Origin of the sequence: Micromonospora sp. NPDC005291 (assembly GCF_040607415.1) — a bacterium.
GTDB lineage: Bacteria > Actinomycetota > Actinomycetes > Mycobacteriales > Micromonosporaceae > Micromonospora.
Genome location: NZ_JBEXGR010000016.1, coordinates 52,244 through 67,446, shown reverse-complemented (window position 1 = coordinate 67,446; position 15,203 = coordinate 52,244). Strand labels below are relative to the sequence as shown.

The window sequence follows — 15,203 nt, the reverse complement described above, 5'->3', positions numbered from 1 at the left end:
ACCCCACCCGTTTCGGAGAGGTAGACACCGATGGCAACCGCCACGAGCGATGACGCGTACACGTTTGACAACGGCGCACCGGACGCCGTCGCCCAGATGCACGCGCTGGAGTCCTTCCTGGATCCGATCACGACACGCCGCCTGGCCCGCCCGGTGCTGCGACCGGGGGCGACCTGCTGGGAGGTCGGGGCCGGTGGCGGCTCGATGGCCCGGCGGATCGCCCGCGCGATCGGCAACGACGGTCGCGTGCTGGCCACCGACATCGACCCCACGCACCTCGTGGCGGAGGGCAACCTGCACGTACGCCGGCACGACGTCCGCACCGAACCGCCACCCGGGGACGCCTTCGATCTGATCCACGCCCGGTTGGTGCTGCTGCACCTGCCCGATCGACGACGGGTCCTCCGCACGCTCACCGGCGCGCTGGCTCCCGGCGGGTGGCTGCTGGTCGAGGAGTTCGACTGCACCGCGCCGCTGCGGGTGCTGACCGCGCCAACCGACGACGCCGCGAAGCTCTTCACGCAGGTCATGGACGCCATGATGGGTGTGCTGGAGGACCACGGTGCCGACCTGGGGTGGGCGCAGGACGTGCACACCGAGATGGCCCTCGCCGGTCTGACCGACCTGGACACCATCACCCACTCGCAGAGCTGGGCCGGCGGTTCGACCGGAACGTCGCTCTACGAGACGAACTCCCGCCAGTTGGAGCCGGACCTGCTCGCCGCAGGGCTGTCGCCCAACCAACTGAACGCCTTCCGGCGGCTGGTCCGTGACCCCGGGTTCGCCGTCATGTCGTACCACTTCGTCTCCACGCGGGGCCGTCTACCGGGCTGAGAGGTCAGGTGGAACACCGACGGCAACCGGCCGGGCTCCCCGCCAGGGAGCCCGGCCGGCCGTGGCCCGTGGATCAGCGGTGGCGGCCCTCCACCACCCGGTAGGTACGCAGGTTCGGGTCTGCCTTGATCTGCGCCTCGGTGTACTTGATCGTGTCCCAGCCCTTGCCCGAGTAGAGCGCGGTCTGGTCGCCGTACCAGGGGGAGTTCGGGTTGGTCGACTGGGAGTAGGTGAGGATCTGGCGCCCGGACGGCCCGCGTGGGCCCAGTTCGACGGCCATCACGAACGACGAGCCGTGCACCACCTTCGGGTAGCCGACACCGGGCACCCGATTGTTGACGATCATGTTGAAGATGCCGGCCTCGGCGCGCCCGCCGTGGATCGGAATGCGCCGATCGCCACGCGTCTCGGTCTGGACGTCCCCGAGACGCGCGTCGAGCGGGATGCCGGCGAGGCGCTGCACGGCGTCGGCGAGCGCGGTGAGCACGCCCGGGTTGACGGTGTCGAGCCGGCGCGGCGTGCGCACCGGGTCGGTAACGGCGAAGGGTTCCGCGAAGCGCAGCCCGTTGGCCAGGACGAACTCGGTGAACAGGTGCGCGCCCCGGCTGTCCAGGTCGGCGTGCAGGTCCCAGCGGGCCAGCGCGGTGCAGGCGGCGCGCAGGTCGACCGTCGCGCCGTTCGAGGCGGTGCCGGTCGGGTGGGCGGTGCAGAGCGCCACCAGGTCGTCGCGGACCAGTTCGCCGCCGTACACCCGGTTGCCGAAGACGGTCCGCCACAGCCGGTCGGCGGTGAATCCACGGCCGGGCAGCCCGTCGGTGCCGGCCAGGCGCTGCTGCACCTGGTCGAGGCCGAGACGGGTACGCAGGCTGCGCGGGGTGCGTTCGTCGCCGATGATGCGCGGGTAGCCCTCCAAAGGCGCCTTCGGGTTGGCCAGCCAGTAACTGTCGTTGGAGTTGGTGACGTAGTCGCTGCGGACGCTGACCGGCAGGTTCGCCGGGCCGAGGATGCCGGGCACGGCGGCGTCCGGGTCGGCGCCGAGCGCGCAGGCCGACCGGGAGCCGTCCAGGACGGCCTGACCGCTGCTGGCGTACAGCGGCTGGAACGGCGCCGGGATGCAGGCCCCGACGAGGGCATCGGTCACCCGGGGCACCACCGAGTGGTCGGCGTAGAGCGCCTCGCCACGGGCGTCGGCCGCGATCACGTTGACCCAGGGCAGGAACTGGTACCGGTCGAGGACCCGCTTCAGGTCCCGCACCGTCTCGGCGCGGCCCATCTGCAACCACCCGTCGAAGGCCCGGTTGTTGGTGGCGTTGATGTCGGTGATGGCGTACGCGGAGCTGGCGGTCCAGTCGAAGCTGCCGGGCACCACCACGACCGGCCCGAAGTGGGTGTCGTGGAAGGTCCGGCTGACCGGGACCGTGCCGCCGTTCGGGCCGGGCACTCGCACCGTGACCGTACGGGTGGTCATCTTCCGTGGCGTGCCGTCCACGTAGTAGGAGGTGGGATCGCCGGGGACCAGCGCGAGGCGGTGCCAGACGAACCGGCGAGCGGTGGAGACGGTGTGGCTCCACGCGAGGGTGCGGTTGTGCCCGATCTCGATGATCGGGTCACCGATCAGCGCGGCGCCCTCGACGTCGTAACGGCCGGGCACCTTGAGGTGCATGCGGTAGAAGCGTTCCGCGCCGTCCCACGGGAAGTGCGGGTTGGCCAGCACCATGCCGCCCCGGTTGGCGGTGGCCGCCTCACCCAGTCCGTACGCGTTGCTGCCCACCCCGGCGGGCGCGCCATCGACGGATGCGAGCACGGCCGCCGCGCCGGGTGCGTCCTGGACGGCGGCCGGGCCGGTCGCGGTGGGAGGCGCGGCGGCGACGATCCCGTCGAGCACCGCCCGCGAGCCCGCTCGGACCATGCTGGCCCAGGTGGTACGCCAGATGTCCAGCTCGGTCAGCGGGCGCACCCACGGCTTGGCCCGGCACGCCGGGTCGGTGAGCCGCGTCGCACCGGTGCGACGCAGGTAGGAGTTGTAACCGGCGACGAAGCCGCGAATCTGGTCGCGGACGTCGGTGGACGGTGAGTGGACGCCGTCGCGGCGGCCGTCGAGGAGCCGCTCCACCGTCCGGTCGTCGACGGCCTTGCGGAAGAACAGGTCGCTGCGTACGTTCGCGTCGGTCGGGCCGGTCACGCCGAAGTAGCGGGAGCGCTCGCCGTTGACCGTCACCACCTTCTCGGCGATGACGCAGAGGTTGTCCTCGGCCTGCACGTATCCGACGCCGAAGCCGAGGTTGGCGTAGCTCGTGGCGGTGATGTGCGGGACGCCGTAGGACGCCCGGCGGATCTCGACCGAGTAGCCCCGATCGCGCTGGTGCGCACCGGCCGGAGGCACGCTCAGCCCCGCCATGATCAGGCCCAGGACCACCCCCGCCGCGCCGAGGCGTGTTGATGTTGTCACCGGGTCCTCCCCCCGTCGCCCTCCGACGTCGCTGCCCGAGGGACATTCACGTTGATCGGCATTCTCGTCGCTGCCGAGCCGCCCCGTACACCCCCGCCGCGCCGACAACACGCCGTGGTGCGGTCAGCGGCCGGAGCCCAACGGCCTCGGCGGCATGTCGGTGGTGGTGTCGGTGACGTGTCGGAGGGGTGTCAGCCGACCCGCGCACGCTGTTGGACATGACAGCTGACCTGGTGATCGAGGCCGCGGGCCTCGTCAAGAACTTCGGGAAGACGAGGGCGCTACAGGGCGTGGACCTCGCCGTACCCCGGGGGACGGTGCTCGGCGTGCTCGGCCCCAATGGCGCCGGCAAGACCACCGCCGTACGCATCCTCTCCACCCTTCTGACCCCGGACGGCGGCACCGCCCGGATCGGCGGCTTCGACGTGGTACGTGACGCCGAGCGGGTACGGCAGAGCATCGGCCTCACCGGCCAGTACGCCTCGGTCGACGAGGACCTGACCGGGCGGCAGAACCTGGAGCTGTTCGGCACCCTGCTGGAGCTGGGGCGCACCGGCGCCCGGCGACGGGCCGCCGAACTGCTCGACTGGTTCGACCTGACCGCCGCCGCGAACCGGCAGGCCAAGACCTACTCGGGCGGCATGCGGCGACGGCTGGACCTGGCCGCCAGCCTCGTCGGCTCCCCCGCCGTGATCTTCCTGGACGAGCCGACGACCGGACTCGACCCGGCCAAGCGCGAGGACATGTGGGACGTGGTCCGCTCACTGGTCAACAACGGCTCGACGGTGCTGCTCACCACGCAGTACCTGGAGGAGGCCGACGCGCTCGCCGACGCGATCACGGTGATCGACCACGGCCGGGTCATCGCGCACGACACACCCGAAGGACTCAAGCGGGTGGTCGGCGGGCAGACCCTCGAGGTTCGACCGTCCGACCCGGCGCAGCTGCCCCGAACCGCGGCGATCCTGACCCAGGTCGGCTCCGGCGCGCAGGCCGACGAGATCCGCAAGGGCGTGCTCGCGGTGCCGGTCACCGACGACGCGGCCCTGACCGAGAGCGTCGCGCGGTTCGCCACGGCCGGCATCGCGGTCACCGAACTCTCCCTGCACCTGCCGAGCCTCGACGAGGTGTTCTTCACCCTCACCGGGCGTACGGCGTCCGAAGACGACACCACCCGCCCCACGGAGGTCGCGGCATGAGCACTCTGATCGACGTCCCCACCACAAGGACCCTGGGGCTTTCGACAACCGCCCCGAACCCACGGCCGTTCCGGCTGGTCCGGCATTCGTTGGCGCTCGCCAAGCGCAGCCTCATCAAGACCTGGCGTACGCCTGAGGCGCTGATCGACGTCACGCTGCAGCCGGTGCTGTTCCTCATCATCTTCGTGTACATCTTCGGCGGCGCGGTCGCCGGATCCACCCACGACTACCTGCAGTTCCTGCTGCCCGGGATCCTGGCGCAGACCATCGCCACCGGTGCCATCGCGATCGGCGTCAACCTCAACACCGACATCGCCAAGGGGATCTTCGACCGGTTCCGGTCGCTGCCGATCCCCCGCTCCGCACCGCTGGTCGGCGCGGTCCTCGGTGACGTCGTCCGGTACGTGATCGTCACGGTCTCGACCCTCGCGATCGGCTACCTGCTCGGCTTCCGGATCGACACCGACCTGTTCCGGGCGATCGCCGGGTGTCTGCTGGCGGTCCTGTTCGCGCTGTGTCTCAGCTGGCTGCCGGTCTTCGTGTCGATGAAGGTACGCACCCCGGGTGCCGTGCAGGGCCTGATGTTCGCGCTGATCATGCCGCTGAGCTTCGCGTCGAACGTGTTCGTCGGCGCCGACACCCTGCCGGGCTGGATGCAGGCCTTCGTGGACGTCAACCCGATGACCCACCTGGTGGCGTCGGTACGCGGACTGTTCCTCGGCACACCGATCGGCTCCCACGTGTGGTGGACGCTCGCCTGGTGCGCCGGCCTCGTGGCGGTGTTCATGCCGCTGGCGCTGCGCGCGTACCGCAAGAAGATCTGACCTAGGCGAGCAGGTCGTCCATCAGCTCGCGGATCCGGGCGACGACCGCGGCGACCGGCCGCTCCCGCCACACGGCCAGTAACGGCTCACGCTGCTCCTCGTCTCCGAGGGCGGCGTTGAGCCGTTCGGCGTCTCCGGGCGGAAAGAACACCCCGACGTGGGTGCCGATGCGTGTCCCGAGCGCGAACAGTTCGCGCGCGACCGCGACGTCGCCCCGGTGCGCCGCAAGCTCGGCGCCGCCCTGGGCCCATGCCCCGATCACCGGCAGGTCCTTCGAGGAGAACGCCTCGTCGCGGGCGAGGGTCAGCAGGGCGACCGCGTGCGTGTCGGCGTTCTCTCCCGGCGTCGGCCGGATCTGCGCCACCCGCAGGTGGAGGACCGCCACCCCGACCCGGAGTATGACGCGCGGCTGCAGCGGCGGGCTGGTCCAGCCGGCCAGGATCCGGATCACCCGGTCGCCGTACGCAAGGCTCTCGTCGTACCGCTCACGCTGCCAGGCCAGGTGGGCCAGTCCGAGGCCCGCCACCGCGGCGTCCACCGCCTCGGCCTCGCCCGGTGCCGCCGTCTCGACCAGTCGCCGCTCGGCGTCCCGGTCGCCGACCAGGGCAAGCTGCACGTCCAGCCGCACCCGGATCGATCGGGCATCCTGCGTGGCACCGATCATCTCCATGTGTCGGATGCTGCGCGCCATCCACTCAGACGACCGGTTGTCCTCGCTCGGGACCAGGAACTGCCCGACGGCCCCCGCCGCCATCGCCATGCCCCAGTGGTCACCGGCCACCTCGAAGCGACGGTAGGCCTGCTCGGAGTCCACGATCGACGCGTCGAGCATGCCGCTGTTCTCCCGGACCGCGGCGCGGGCGAACAGGCCGAGCCCCTGCACGTACGGGTCGGGGTGCCCGATCATCTCGGCGGTGCCCTTCATGCTCTCTTCCGGGTCGGACTTGTCGAACGCGGGTAACGCCGACGCGAGCACGGTCAACCGGGACGACACTTCGTTGGGCCGCTCGGCGAGAAGGGTCCGAAGCGCCCTCCGGGCGAGCACGGCGAGTCGGAGTTCGCCGCTGATGCCGGCGTTGACCCCGACCAACAGGCACATCCAGGCGAGCCGGTCGGCGTCGGGCAGTGGGCGACCGGTGGACCGGCCGTGCAGGATCGCGGAGTGGCGCCGCCGGTCCGGGTCCTCGATGTGCAGGAGACCCCCTGCCCACCCGGACACCTCAAGGTGCAGTCCACGAATCGCCCAGAGGTGGAACAGCGCGGTGGCGACCTCGATCATGGCCGGCTCGTCGTCCTGGTCGAGCGCCCAGCGCAGACCCGCGATCAGATTGTCCTGCTCGGCGGCGCAGCGGGCGAGTGCGTCGACCTGGCTCGGGCCGACGAACTGGTCGGCGAGCGCGACAGCCTGCTCCCGGGCCCACCCGACCAGGCCGGTCATGGCGGGACCTCGGGCACCCGCTGCGTCGAGGCGGGCTTCGCCGTACTCACGGACCGTTTCGAGCATTCGGTAGCGGGGCGGTCCGTCCCCCTCGACCAGGGTCAGCAGGGACTGTTCGACGAGCGTCGCCAGGCCGCGACGTACGTCCGGGGTCTGCGCGACCGAGGCGGCGAGGTCCGCGGTGAACGGCGCCGGGATGATCGCGACCCGCTGGAGCAGCTCGCGGTCGTCCGGGGCGAGCAGTTCCCGGCTCCAGTCGACCATCGCCCACAGGCTCGCGTGCCGTTCCGGCAGCCCGCGCAGAGCGTCGTCGAGCAGCGCGAACCGGTCGCTCAGGCCGGCGAGCACGTCGTCGATCGGCATGTGCCGCAGTCGCGCGGCGGCCAGTTCGAGCGCCAGTGGCAGGTTGTCGAGTCGGTGACACAGAGCAAGCGCCCGCTCGGTGTCCCAGGTCGACACCGCACCACCGGCCCTCGCCCGGGAATCGATCAGCGCGAGCGCGTCGGTGTCCGGCAATGCGGTGAGCCGGTGGACCAGCTCGCCGGCCAGGCCCAGCGGGGCGCGGCTCGTCGCGAGCACCGTGACCTCCGGTGAGGTGACCGCGACCAGGTCCGCGACGACGGTGGCCACCGCGTCGAGAACGTGTTCGCAGTTGTCCAGCACGACCAGCCCGTCGAGGTCGGGTGCCACGGCGCGGAGCCGCTCTTCCGGGCTGAGCACCCTCCGTTCGAGGCCCAGGTTGCCGCCGGTCGCCGAGGTGTCCCCGCCACCGAGCGCCGCGAGCACCGTGGGCAGCACCTCGTCGGGCGAGCGCAGGCCGGCCAGTTCGATGACGCGTGCCGACTGCCCGGCTGCCGCCGCGCGGCGCGTCACCTCGGCGGCGAGCCGGGTCTTGCCCGCGCCGCCGGTCGCCACGATCGTCACCAGGGGCGCCTTGCCGAGTGCCTCGCCCACGGACTCGACGTCCCGCTCCCGGCCGACGAGGGCGGTCATCGGCCTGCGCCACGCGGCGGGCAGGGCGATCCGCACCGGCTGCCGGGGCGGTGCCACGACGACCGGGTTGGTGAGCTCGCCACGCAGCAGTGCCAGGTGGACCTGTGTGATCACGGGCGACGGGTCGGTGCCGTACCGGTCGGCCAGTTCGGTCCGGAGTCTCTCGATGACCTCCAGCGCCTCCGCCTCCCGTCCCTGGGCGGCGAGCACCCGGACGAGCAGGGCGGCGGACGGCTCGTCCGGCGGTGTCCGCGCGACGAGCCGGCTCAGGTCGACCTCGTCGACCGGGCCCGCTCCGGCGAGTGCCGCCTGCGCACGCAGCGCGGCGACATCCGCGAACAGGCGTGTGTCCTCGGCGGTGCCGAGCTCCGGGACCTCGGGGAACAGGGCGCGCGCCTGATCGGCGGAGCTGCGGGCGGCACGGACGTCGCCGGTCCCGAGCACGGTCCGTGCCTGATCGACGAGCCTCCGCGCCTCGACCGCGTCGACGAGGACCTCCTCGGCGGGCAGACGGTATCCGCCCGGCACCGCGACCACGGGCAGCCCGAGACGGCGCACCCGGGACACGAGCGCCTGGACGGCGCCGGTCGCGTCGTCGGGTGGTGCGCCGTCCCACACGGCGTCCACGAGCAGGCTCGTGGAGACCGCCCGCCCGCGCGCGCCGACGAGCGCACGGACCACCGCCGTGAGCCGTTCACCCCGGACCGGCCGGCCACCGACGGCGAGCGGGCCGAGGATCGTGATCTGCACGGAACCAGCATCCCCCACTCATGCTTGCCCGACGAGCAGGGTCCCTGCCCGACGGGCGGGTTTCGGGTGGGCAGCACACGCAGGATGCGTCGGAGCCTGCGGGGTGCGTACAGTTTCGGGTCGGACTTGAGGTGGGCCGGGTGGATCCGGCACGGACACGGGACGAGACAAAGACGCATGACGGTGGACAACATTACCGAAACCGGTCAAGACGGTATTGACCGAAGCCGGCTGGAGGCCTGCCTCAGCGTCTTCGAGGCGTTGGAGGCGCTGCCCCCCGACCACCCCGACGTGGTCCGGGTGCAGCGGGCCACCGCCCGGCTCTACAAGGTGATCAAGCAGCGGCGACGCGAGGAACGGCGAGACGCCATCCTCGCGGCCGACCGGGCGGTGACGGAGGCCACGGCCACCGGCGCTCCTGGGCGGATCGACGACGAGACCCAGGGCATTCCGCTCGCGACCTCCACCGCGGGTGAAACGGCGGGTTTCCTGCACAATCCGCGCGGCTGCTACGTCTGCAAGCAGCGCTACCGCGAGGTGGACGCCTTTTATCACCAGCTCTGCCCGTCCTGCGCCGCGCTGAACCGGGAGCGCCGCGACGCGCGTACCGACCTGACCGGGCGACGCGCGCTACTCACCGGCGGCCGGGCCAAGATCGGCATGTATATCGCGCTGCGGCTGCTGCGCGACGGTGCGCACACGACGGTGACCACGCGGTTCCCGCACGACGCGGTCCGCAGGTTCGCCGCGATGCCCGACAGCGGGGACTGGCTGCACCGCCTGCGCATCGTCGGGATCGACCTTCGTGACCCCGCACAGGTGATCGCCCTCGCCGACTCGGTCGCCAGCCAGGGACCGCTCGACATCCTGATCAACAACGCGGCGCAGACCGTCCGTCGCTCCCCCGGGGCGTACGCGCAGCTCATCGCCGCGGAGGCCGCGGCCCTGCCGGACGGCCCGCTGCCGGAGCTGATCACGTTCGCCAAGCCGGACGGCCAGGGCGGCCCGGCGGGCAGCCTGACCGCCGGGCCGCAGTCGACCGCGCTCACCCCGCACGCGCTCACCGCGCTGGCACTCACCAGCGGCTCCGCCTCGCCAGAACGGATCGCGGCGTCCACGGCCATCGACGCCGGCGGTCTCGTGCCGGACCTCGACTCGGTCAACAGCTGGGTCCAGCGGGTGCACGAGGTCGACCCGGTCGAGCTGCTCGAAGTGCAGCTGTGCAACATCACCGCGCCGTTCGTACTGGTCAGCCGGCTGCGCCCGGCGATGGCCGCCGCGAAGGCCCGCCGGAAGTACGTGGTGAACGTGTCGGCGATGGAGGGGCAGTTCGGCCGCGGTTACAAGGGGCCGGGGCACCCGCACACCAACATGGCCAAGGCCGCTCTGAACATGCTGACTCGCACCAGCGCCGAGGAGATGTTGACCGACGGCATCCTGATGACCAGCGTCGACACCGGCTGGATCACCGACGAACGCCCCCATCCGACGAAGATGCGGCTGGCGGACGAGGGCTTCCACGCCCCGCTGGACCTGGTCGACGGGGCGGCCCGGGTGTACGACCCGATCGTCCGTGGCGAGCTGGGCGAAGACCTGTACGGCTGTTTCCTGAAGGACTACGCGCCCTGCGCCTGGTGATCACCCCGTACGACGAGGAGAACAAACATGTCAGCTGACCGTGACCCGTGGCCCACGCTGGACGAGCTGCTGCGCGAGGAGAGCGAGCTGGAGCTTCCCGGCCTGTCCGAGACCGACGCGTACGAGCTGGGGATGCTCGCCGTCACCGCCGCGAGTGAGCAGGGGCTACCGGTCTCGGTGGGGGTGTGGCGGGCCGGTCGTCAGCTGTTCCACTGTGGTCTGCCGGGGTCGACGGCGGACAACGACGGTTGGCTACGCCGCAAGGGGCGAGTGGTGATGCGGTTCGAGCACTCCTCGCTCTACATGGCCCGGTTGTGCCAGGACAAGCAGGTGACGCTGGCCGAGAAGTACAGCCTGCCGGCCTCGCGGTACGCGGCGGCCGGAGGTGCCGTGCCACTGCGTGTTCGCGGCACCGGCGTGGTGGGCTGGGTCGGAGTCTCCGGGCTGCCGCAGCTGGATGACCACCGCTTCGTCGTCGACATCCTGCGCAAGCTCCCCCGCTAGCCGAGCGGCACCGGCCAGCGGGGGGCGGCCAGCGGTCAGCGTGCGCGCCGGTTGGCGCGCAGGGCGCCCAGGATCACGCCGGGCCGGGCCAACGAGCGCGGGTGCACCCGCATGGACACGACATCGTTGAACCGTCGCGCGGTCGTCACGTCCGTGACGGTCGCGGTGATGATCTGCCTGCTGGCCCAGCTGGAGACCCGGTAGCCGCGCGGGTATGGCCCGTCGACGTGGGGCAGCGCCAGGTCCGCGGAGGTCGATATCGACCAGGCGGCGTCGACCACGACCTTCTGCAGCGCGAGGTAGTGGCGCGCGGGCACGGTCAGATCCGGGCTGGAGCGCAGGTACGTCGACAGGCAGGCCGCGTGCAGGGCCGCGGCCGTCATTCCCTGCCCGTACACCGGGTTGAATGACGCGACGGCGTCGCCGACGCTGATGAGCCCGGCCGGAAACCGCTTCAGCGCGTGGAAGTCCCGCCGCCGACTGTCGGCATGGTGGTAGGTCTGGACGTCGCCGAGCATCTCGTTGTCGGCGACCGCACCGAACTCTGGTGGAAACTGCTCCCGCAGGCGACGGACGAAGTCCTCGCTGGTGCGCCCCGGACGGTCGTCGCCGTAACCGGCCATCATGGCCATCCACCGACCGCCCTCGATGGCGAAGAACGCGGCGCCCGCCACGTCGGCCATTGTTCCCGGAGTGTGCAGCGCCAGGACGACCGTCGCCGCCGGGTTCTCCTCCGTGCGCCGGAACAGGGCGGTGGCGTAGTTCAGGTGCATGGTCATCCGCCGCGTGACCGGCCGCTCCCAGTCGGCCCGCTCCAGCCAGTCCGACAGCTTGCTGGAGCGCCCCATGGCGTCCACCACGAGGTCACCGCGCTCGACGCCGGGCACACCACCGACGTCGCAGCGGACCCCGGTGACCGCCTCGCCCTCGAACATCAGACCCGTGGCACGGGCGGTGACCGTCTTGACGTTGGGCAGTCGAAGCACCTGCTGACGGATCAGCCCCTCCAACAGGGGCCGGCTGCCCGCCAGGCTGTCGTCCTCGTCGGGGACGACCACCTTCAGACGGCCGTCGAGGTAGCTGCGTCTGGCAGGCGGTGGCGCCTCGATCGCCCCGTGGGTCACGGCCTGTTCCCGGAACCCGGGAAACAGGCGTTCAAGCTGGAGGAGACCACCGGGCAGCAGGGCGTGCAGTTGTGTGCCCTGTGGCACGCCGGGCCGCGCGCCGCTCACCTGCGGGTCGTCCCGGTCGATGATGACCACGCTGTCGGCGTAGTCGGACAACACCCGGGCAGCCAGCAGGCCGGCGACGCTGCCGCCGACCACGACGGCCGTACCCATGATCGGAGAAGTCTGGTCGGGGGGTCGCACCGCGTTCAGCTCTGCGAAGACCCGGGACGGGGAGAGGGACATCGTGCTCTCCAAGGGGTACGAGATGGGTGCCCTCCCCGGTTTCTGCCAGCGAGCGGTACGCGGGGCAGACCGGTGGACGGTCGTTCGATGTGAGGCCCCTCGATCGTCGCACAAACGCCGAAAATTGACTGACCGTGTCGGCCAGGTGACCCACCCGGCGGCGTGCCGGCCGCCCGGCGATCGACGTTCCGGCGGGGCAGGTGGCGCGCACCCACGCCGACTGTCACGATCTCCGCCATGCCCGTCGCGCGTCGTACTCTGCTCGGAGCCGGCCTGGTCGCCGCGGCCTCCGCCCTCACCGGCTGCGGTGACAACGGTGCGCCGGATACCGCTGTGGCCGACTCCGGCGACGCGGTGATCGCGACTGACGCCGCCGGGAACAGGGTCGGGTTCGGCTCGGCCGGGGACACCAGGGCGCCGTCCGGCTCGCCGAGCGCCACCCCGCCCCCGAGCGGCGATGCCGCGCCGGCCGACCAGGCCCGCTACGCCCAGGACGTGTCCGCCCTGCTCCGACGGCACCTGCCCGCCACCTCGCAGACTGTTCAGCACAAGGGATTCCCCGGTGCTGTGGCCGTCGTCCTGGTGAACGGGACGACGACGGTCCACACCGCTGTCGGGGAGGCACTGCGCTACGGGTCGGGCCCGAAACTCCTCACGGCGAGCCAACGCGTCGCGATGCGCCCCGACTCCATCTTCGACCTCGCTTCGGTCACGAAGGTGTACACGGCCATCCTGCTGCTCCAGCAGGTCGACAAGGGGCGTGTCGACCTGGCTGCCCCGGTCCGCGACTACCTGCCCGCCTTCACCGGCACGGGCAAGGAGCGGATCACCGTCGAGATGCTGCTCACCCACACCAGCGGTCTCCCCGTCGGCGCCAAGGTCACCGGCCTTCGCGACAACGCGGCACGTTGGAACGCCGTGCTCACCAGCGGGCTGATCTCCGGGGCCGTGCCCGGGAACACGTTCCGCTATTCCAGCGTCGGGCTCATGGTCGCCGGCAAGATCGTCGAGAAGGTCACCGGTGATCGGCTCGACCAGGCGCTCAAGAGCAACCTGACCGGCCCGCTCGGCCTGCGTGACACCGGCTTCAACCCCAGCACCTGGCTGTCCGGCACCGCGAAGGCCAGTCGCCTGGTCGCTACCGACGCCCGTTCGTCCCGGGGCCTGCTACGGGGCACCGTCCATGACGACGTCGCCAACCACCTTGGCGGCATCGCTGGTCACGCCGGCGTCTTCGCCACCGCCACCGACCTCGCGGCCATCGGTCAGATGCTGCTCAACGGGGGCACCTACCAGGGCAAGCGCGTCCTCGCCGCGGCGACCGTGCGTCGGATGCTCACCAACCTCAACGCCGGGAAACCCGCCGTCGACCCCGAGCGGCCCAACCGGACCGCCGCCCACGGCCTCGGGGTCGTCCTCAACCAGAGCTGGTTCATGGGCAGGCTCGCCTCCACCCGGACGTTCGGGCACACGGGGTTCGCCGGCCCCTCGCTCCTGGTCGACCCGAACCGCAAGCTCGTCCTCGCCCTGCTCACCAACCGCGCGCACCCCAACTGGAGCTGGTCGAACCCGGACCCGGTCCGCGCCGCCGTCGGCGACCTGCTCGCCAAAGAGGTCAACTGACCGCAGCGCCACTGCACAATCGAGCCTCATCGCTCCTCAGATTTCTTGAGGAGGGATAGGAAAGTGTGGACCGCCGGTCCTCACCCTGACACGATGCTTGCGCTAGCAGTGCACATACCTCGTCCCTCAAGGTGGAGGACCGATGCACACATCTCGCCGGAGATTGCTCTCGGTGGTGGCCGGGGTCGCGCTCGCCACCAGCCTGTCCGTCGCCCCCGTTCCGAGCGCCGCCGAAGCCGCCGCCGCGCCGACGCACCGCCCAGTGATCTTCGTGCACGGCAGCGCCGGATCGGCCTCGCAGTTCCAGTCCCAGGCCAAACGCCTCGCCAGCAACGGCTACCCGATCGACATCATCGAGGCCCACGAGTACGACTCCCCGAACATCGCGACGATCCTGCCCCAGGTGTACGCGGGGCTCGACGCACGGATCTCCCGCCTGCTGGCAGCGACCGGCGCGGACAGGGTCGACCTGCTCGCGCATTCCCTGGGCACCTTCGTCATGCAGGGCTATCTCACCAGCTCACCGGCGCGTGCCGCGAGGGTCGCGCACTACGTCAACCTGGACGGGCGCACCGCGACCTCCCCGCCGGGCGGTGTGCCCACCCTCGCGATCTGGGGTGAGGGCGACCCGGCCCGCGCCATCGTGGGCGCGACCAACGTGTACCTCCCCGACCAGTCCCACACCCAGACCGTGTCGTCACCGGAGTCGTTCGGTGAGATCTTCCGGTTCCTCCAGGGTCGCGCGCCCCACACGACGCGGATCGTGCCCCAACTCTTCGGCACCGCCCGGGTCGCCGGCCGCGCGGTGCTCTTTCCGAGCAACGTCGGCGTCACCGATGCGACCCTGGAGGTCTTCCCGGTCAACTCCCTGACCGGCAGTCGGTTGTCGCACCGGCCCACGCATCGGGTGCCGCTGGCCGGTGACGGCTCGTTTGGCCCCTTCCCGGTGCTCGCCACGGCCCGCTACGAGTTCGCCATCGTGCGCTCCGGTGCCGCGACGCACCACTTCTACTTCCAGCCGTTCCTCCGCTCGGATTCGTTCGTACGCCTGGCGACCAGCGTGCCGGGCGAGGGTCTGGGCGCGCTGGTCGACACCAGCGACCGGCACACGGCGTTGACGATCCAGCGCCAGAAGGAGTGGTGGGGCGACCAGGGCGATGCCGGCGACAACCTCTGGATCAACGGCAGGGATGTCCTGAACGCGGCGAACACGCCGCGCGTCAAGAGGACGATCGCCATCTTCGCGTTCGACGACGGCAGCGACGGGGTGACCGACCTGACCGCTCCGTTGCCGGAGTTCTTCAGCCAGACCTTCATCACCGGCATGGACATGTTCATCCCGGCGGCACCAGCGCACCTCGGCCTCGTACGGATCAGGGTCGGTCAACGTGGCGGCGGATATGACGTGATCAACGTGCCCAACTGGAAGTCCAGCGAGCATCGCGTGTCGGTGAACGTCAACGACTTCTGAGCGGCGCCACCGGTCGACCGGGCGTAGCGGCGGGTTCGCCTTCCACACGGGCGGGCTCGCCGTGGCCA

Annotated in this window: 10 protein-coding genes; 7 read left to right on the top strand and 3 right to left on the bottom strand. The window is 71.2% G+C overall.

Features of this window, described 5'->3' with window-relative positions:
- The first annotated feature begins 30 nt into the window (after positions 1–30).
- Positions 31–834, top strand: coding sequence for a methyltransferase domain-containing protein (locus ABZT18_RS21345; RefSeq protein ID WP_354997146.1), 804 nt, complete (start codon positions 31–33; stop codon positions 832–834).
- Positions 835–907: 73 nt separating this feature from the next.
- On the opposite strand, the gene ABZT18_RS21340 is transcribed toward ABZT18_RS21345, so the two are convergent.
- Complete coding sequence (locus tag ABZT18_RS21340) at positions 908–3,232, bottom strand: acylase (protein ID WP_354997172.1); 2,325 nt, start codon at positions 3,230–3,232, stop codon at positions 908–910.
- Positions 3,233–3,501: 269 nt separating this feature from the next.
- Here ABZT18_RS21340 and ABZT18_RS21335 point away from each other — a divergent pair, with 269 nt between their 5' ends.
- A complete protein-coding gene (locus ABZT18_RS21335; RefSeq protein ID WP_354997145.1) occupies positions 3,502–4,482 on the top strand; it encodes an ATP-binding cassette domain-containing protein in 981 nt (326 codons plus the stop codon).
- Positions 4,479–5,306: an ABC transporter permease gene (locus tag ABZT18_RS21330; RefSeq protein WP_354997144.1), complete on the top strand. Its 828-nt coding sequence runs from the start codon at positions 4,479–4,481 to the stop codon at positions 5,304–5,306. Before ABZT18_RS21335 ends, ABZT18_RS21330 begins: the two co-directional genes overlap by 4 nt.
- 1 nt (position 5,307) lies before the next feature.
- Here the strand turns inward: ABZT18_RS21330 and ABZT18_RS21325 are convergent, their stop codons facing one another.
- On the bottom strand, positions 5,308–8,487 hold the full coding sequence (locus tag ABZT18_RS21325; protein WP_354997143.1) for a BTAD domain-containing putative transcriptional regulator: 3,180 nt from the start codon (positions 8,485–8,487) through the stop codon (positions 5,308–5,310).
- A 177-nt stretch (positions 8,488–8,664) separates the two neighbouring features.
- Here ABZT18_RS21325 and ABZT18_RS21320 point away from each other — a divergent pair, with 177 nt between their 5' ends.
- Both ABZT18_RS21320 and ABZT18_RS21315 read left to right on the top strand, forming a co-directional pair.
- A complete protein-coding gene (locus ABZT18_RS21320) occupies positions 8,665–10,125 on the top strand; it encodes an SDR family NAD(P)-dependent oxidoreductase (protein ID WP_354997142.1) in 1,461 nt (486 codons plus the stop codon).
- 27 nt (positions 10,126–10,152) lie between these two features.
- A complete protein-coding gene (locus ABZT18_RS21315; protein ID WP_354997141.1) occupies positions 10,153–10,629 on the top strand; it encodes a heme-degrading domain-containing protein in 477 nt (158 codons plus the stop codon).
- Positions 10,630–10,664: 35 nt separating this feature from the next.
- On the opposite strand, the gene ABZT18_RS21310 is transcribed toward ABZT18_RS21315, so the two are convergent.
- Positions 10,665–12,041, bottom strand: coding sequence for an FAD-dependent oxidoreductase (locus tag ABZT18_RS21310; protein WP_354997140.1), 1,377 nt, complete (start codon positions 12,039–12,041; stop codon positions 10,665–10,667).
- A gap of 237 nt (positions 12,042–12,278) precedes the next feature.
- On the opposite strand from ABZT18_RS21310, the gene ABZT18_RS21305 reads away from it, so the two are divergent.
- Both ABZT18_RS21305 and ABZT18_RS21300 read left to right on the top strand, forming a co-directional pair.
- Positions 12,279–13,664: a serine hydrolase domain-containing protein gene (locus ABZT18_RS21305; RefSeq protein ID WP_354997139.1), complete on the top strand. Its 1,386-nt coding sequence runs from the start codon at positions 12,279–12,281 to the stop codon at positions 13,662–13,664.
- A gap of 142 nt (positions 13,665–13,806) precedes the next feature.
- On the top strand, positions 13,807–15,135 hold the full coding sequence (locus ABZT18_RS21300) for an alpha/beta hydrolase (RefSeq protein WP_354997138.1): 1,329 nt from the start codon (positions 13,807–13,809) through the stop codon (positions 15,133–15,135).
- Positions 15,136–15,203 lie beyond the last annotated feature (68 nt).

Bases quoted from the DNA above. Each gene is read 5' to 3' on its own strand.
- ABZT18_RS21330 (WP_354997144.1), top strand. From the start codon at position 4,479: ATGAGCACTCTGATCGACGTCCCCACCACAAGGACCCTGGGGCTTTCG.
- ABZT18_RS21345 (WP_354997146.1), top strand. From the start codon at position 31: ATGGCAACCGCCACGAGCGATGACGCGTACACGTTTGACAACGGCGCA.
- ABZT18_RS21305 (WP_354997139.1), top strand. From the start codon at position 12,279: ATGCCCGTCGCGCGTCGTACTCTGCTCGGAGCCGGCCTGGTCGCCGCG.
- ABZT18_RS21315 (WP_354997141.1), top strand. From the start codon at position 10,153: ATGTCAGCTGACCGTGACCCGTGGCCCACGCTGGACGAGCTGCTGCGC.
- ABZT18_RS21320 (WP_354997142.1), top strand. From the start codon at position 8,665: ATGACGGTGGACAACATTACCGAAACCGGTCAAGACGGTATTGACCGA.
- ABZT18_RS21300 (WP_354997138.1), top strand. From the start codon at position 13,807: ATGCACACATCTCGCCGGAGATTGCTCTCGGTGGTGGCCGGGGTCGCG.
- ABZT18_RS21310 (WP_354997140.1), bottom strand. From the start codon at position 12,041: ATGTCCCTCTCCCCGTCCCGGGTCTTCGCAGAGCTGAACGCGGTGCGA.
- ABZT18_RS21335 (WP_354997145.1), top strand. From the start codon at position 3,502: ATGACAGCTGACCTGGTGATCGAGGCCGCGGGCCTCGTCAAGAACTTC.
- ABZT18_RS21340 (WP_354997172.1), bottom strand. From the start codon at position 3,232: ATGGCGGGGCTGAGCGTGCCTCCGGCCGGTGCGCACCAGCGCGATCGG.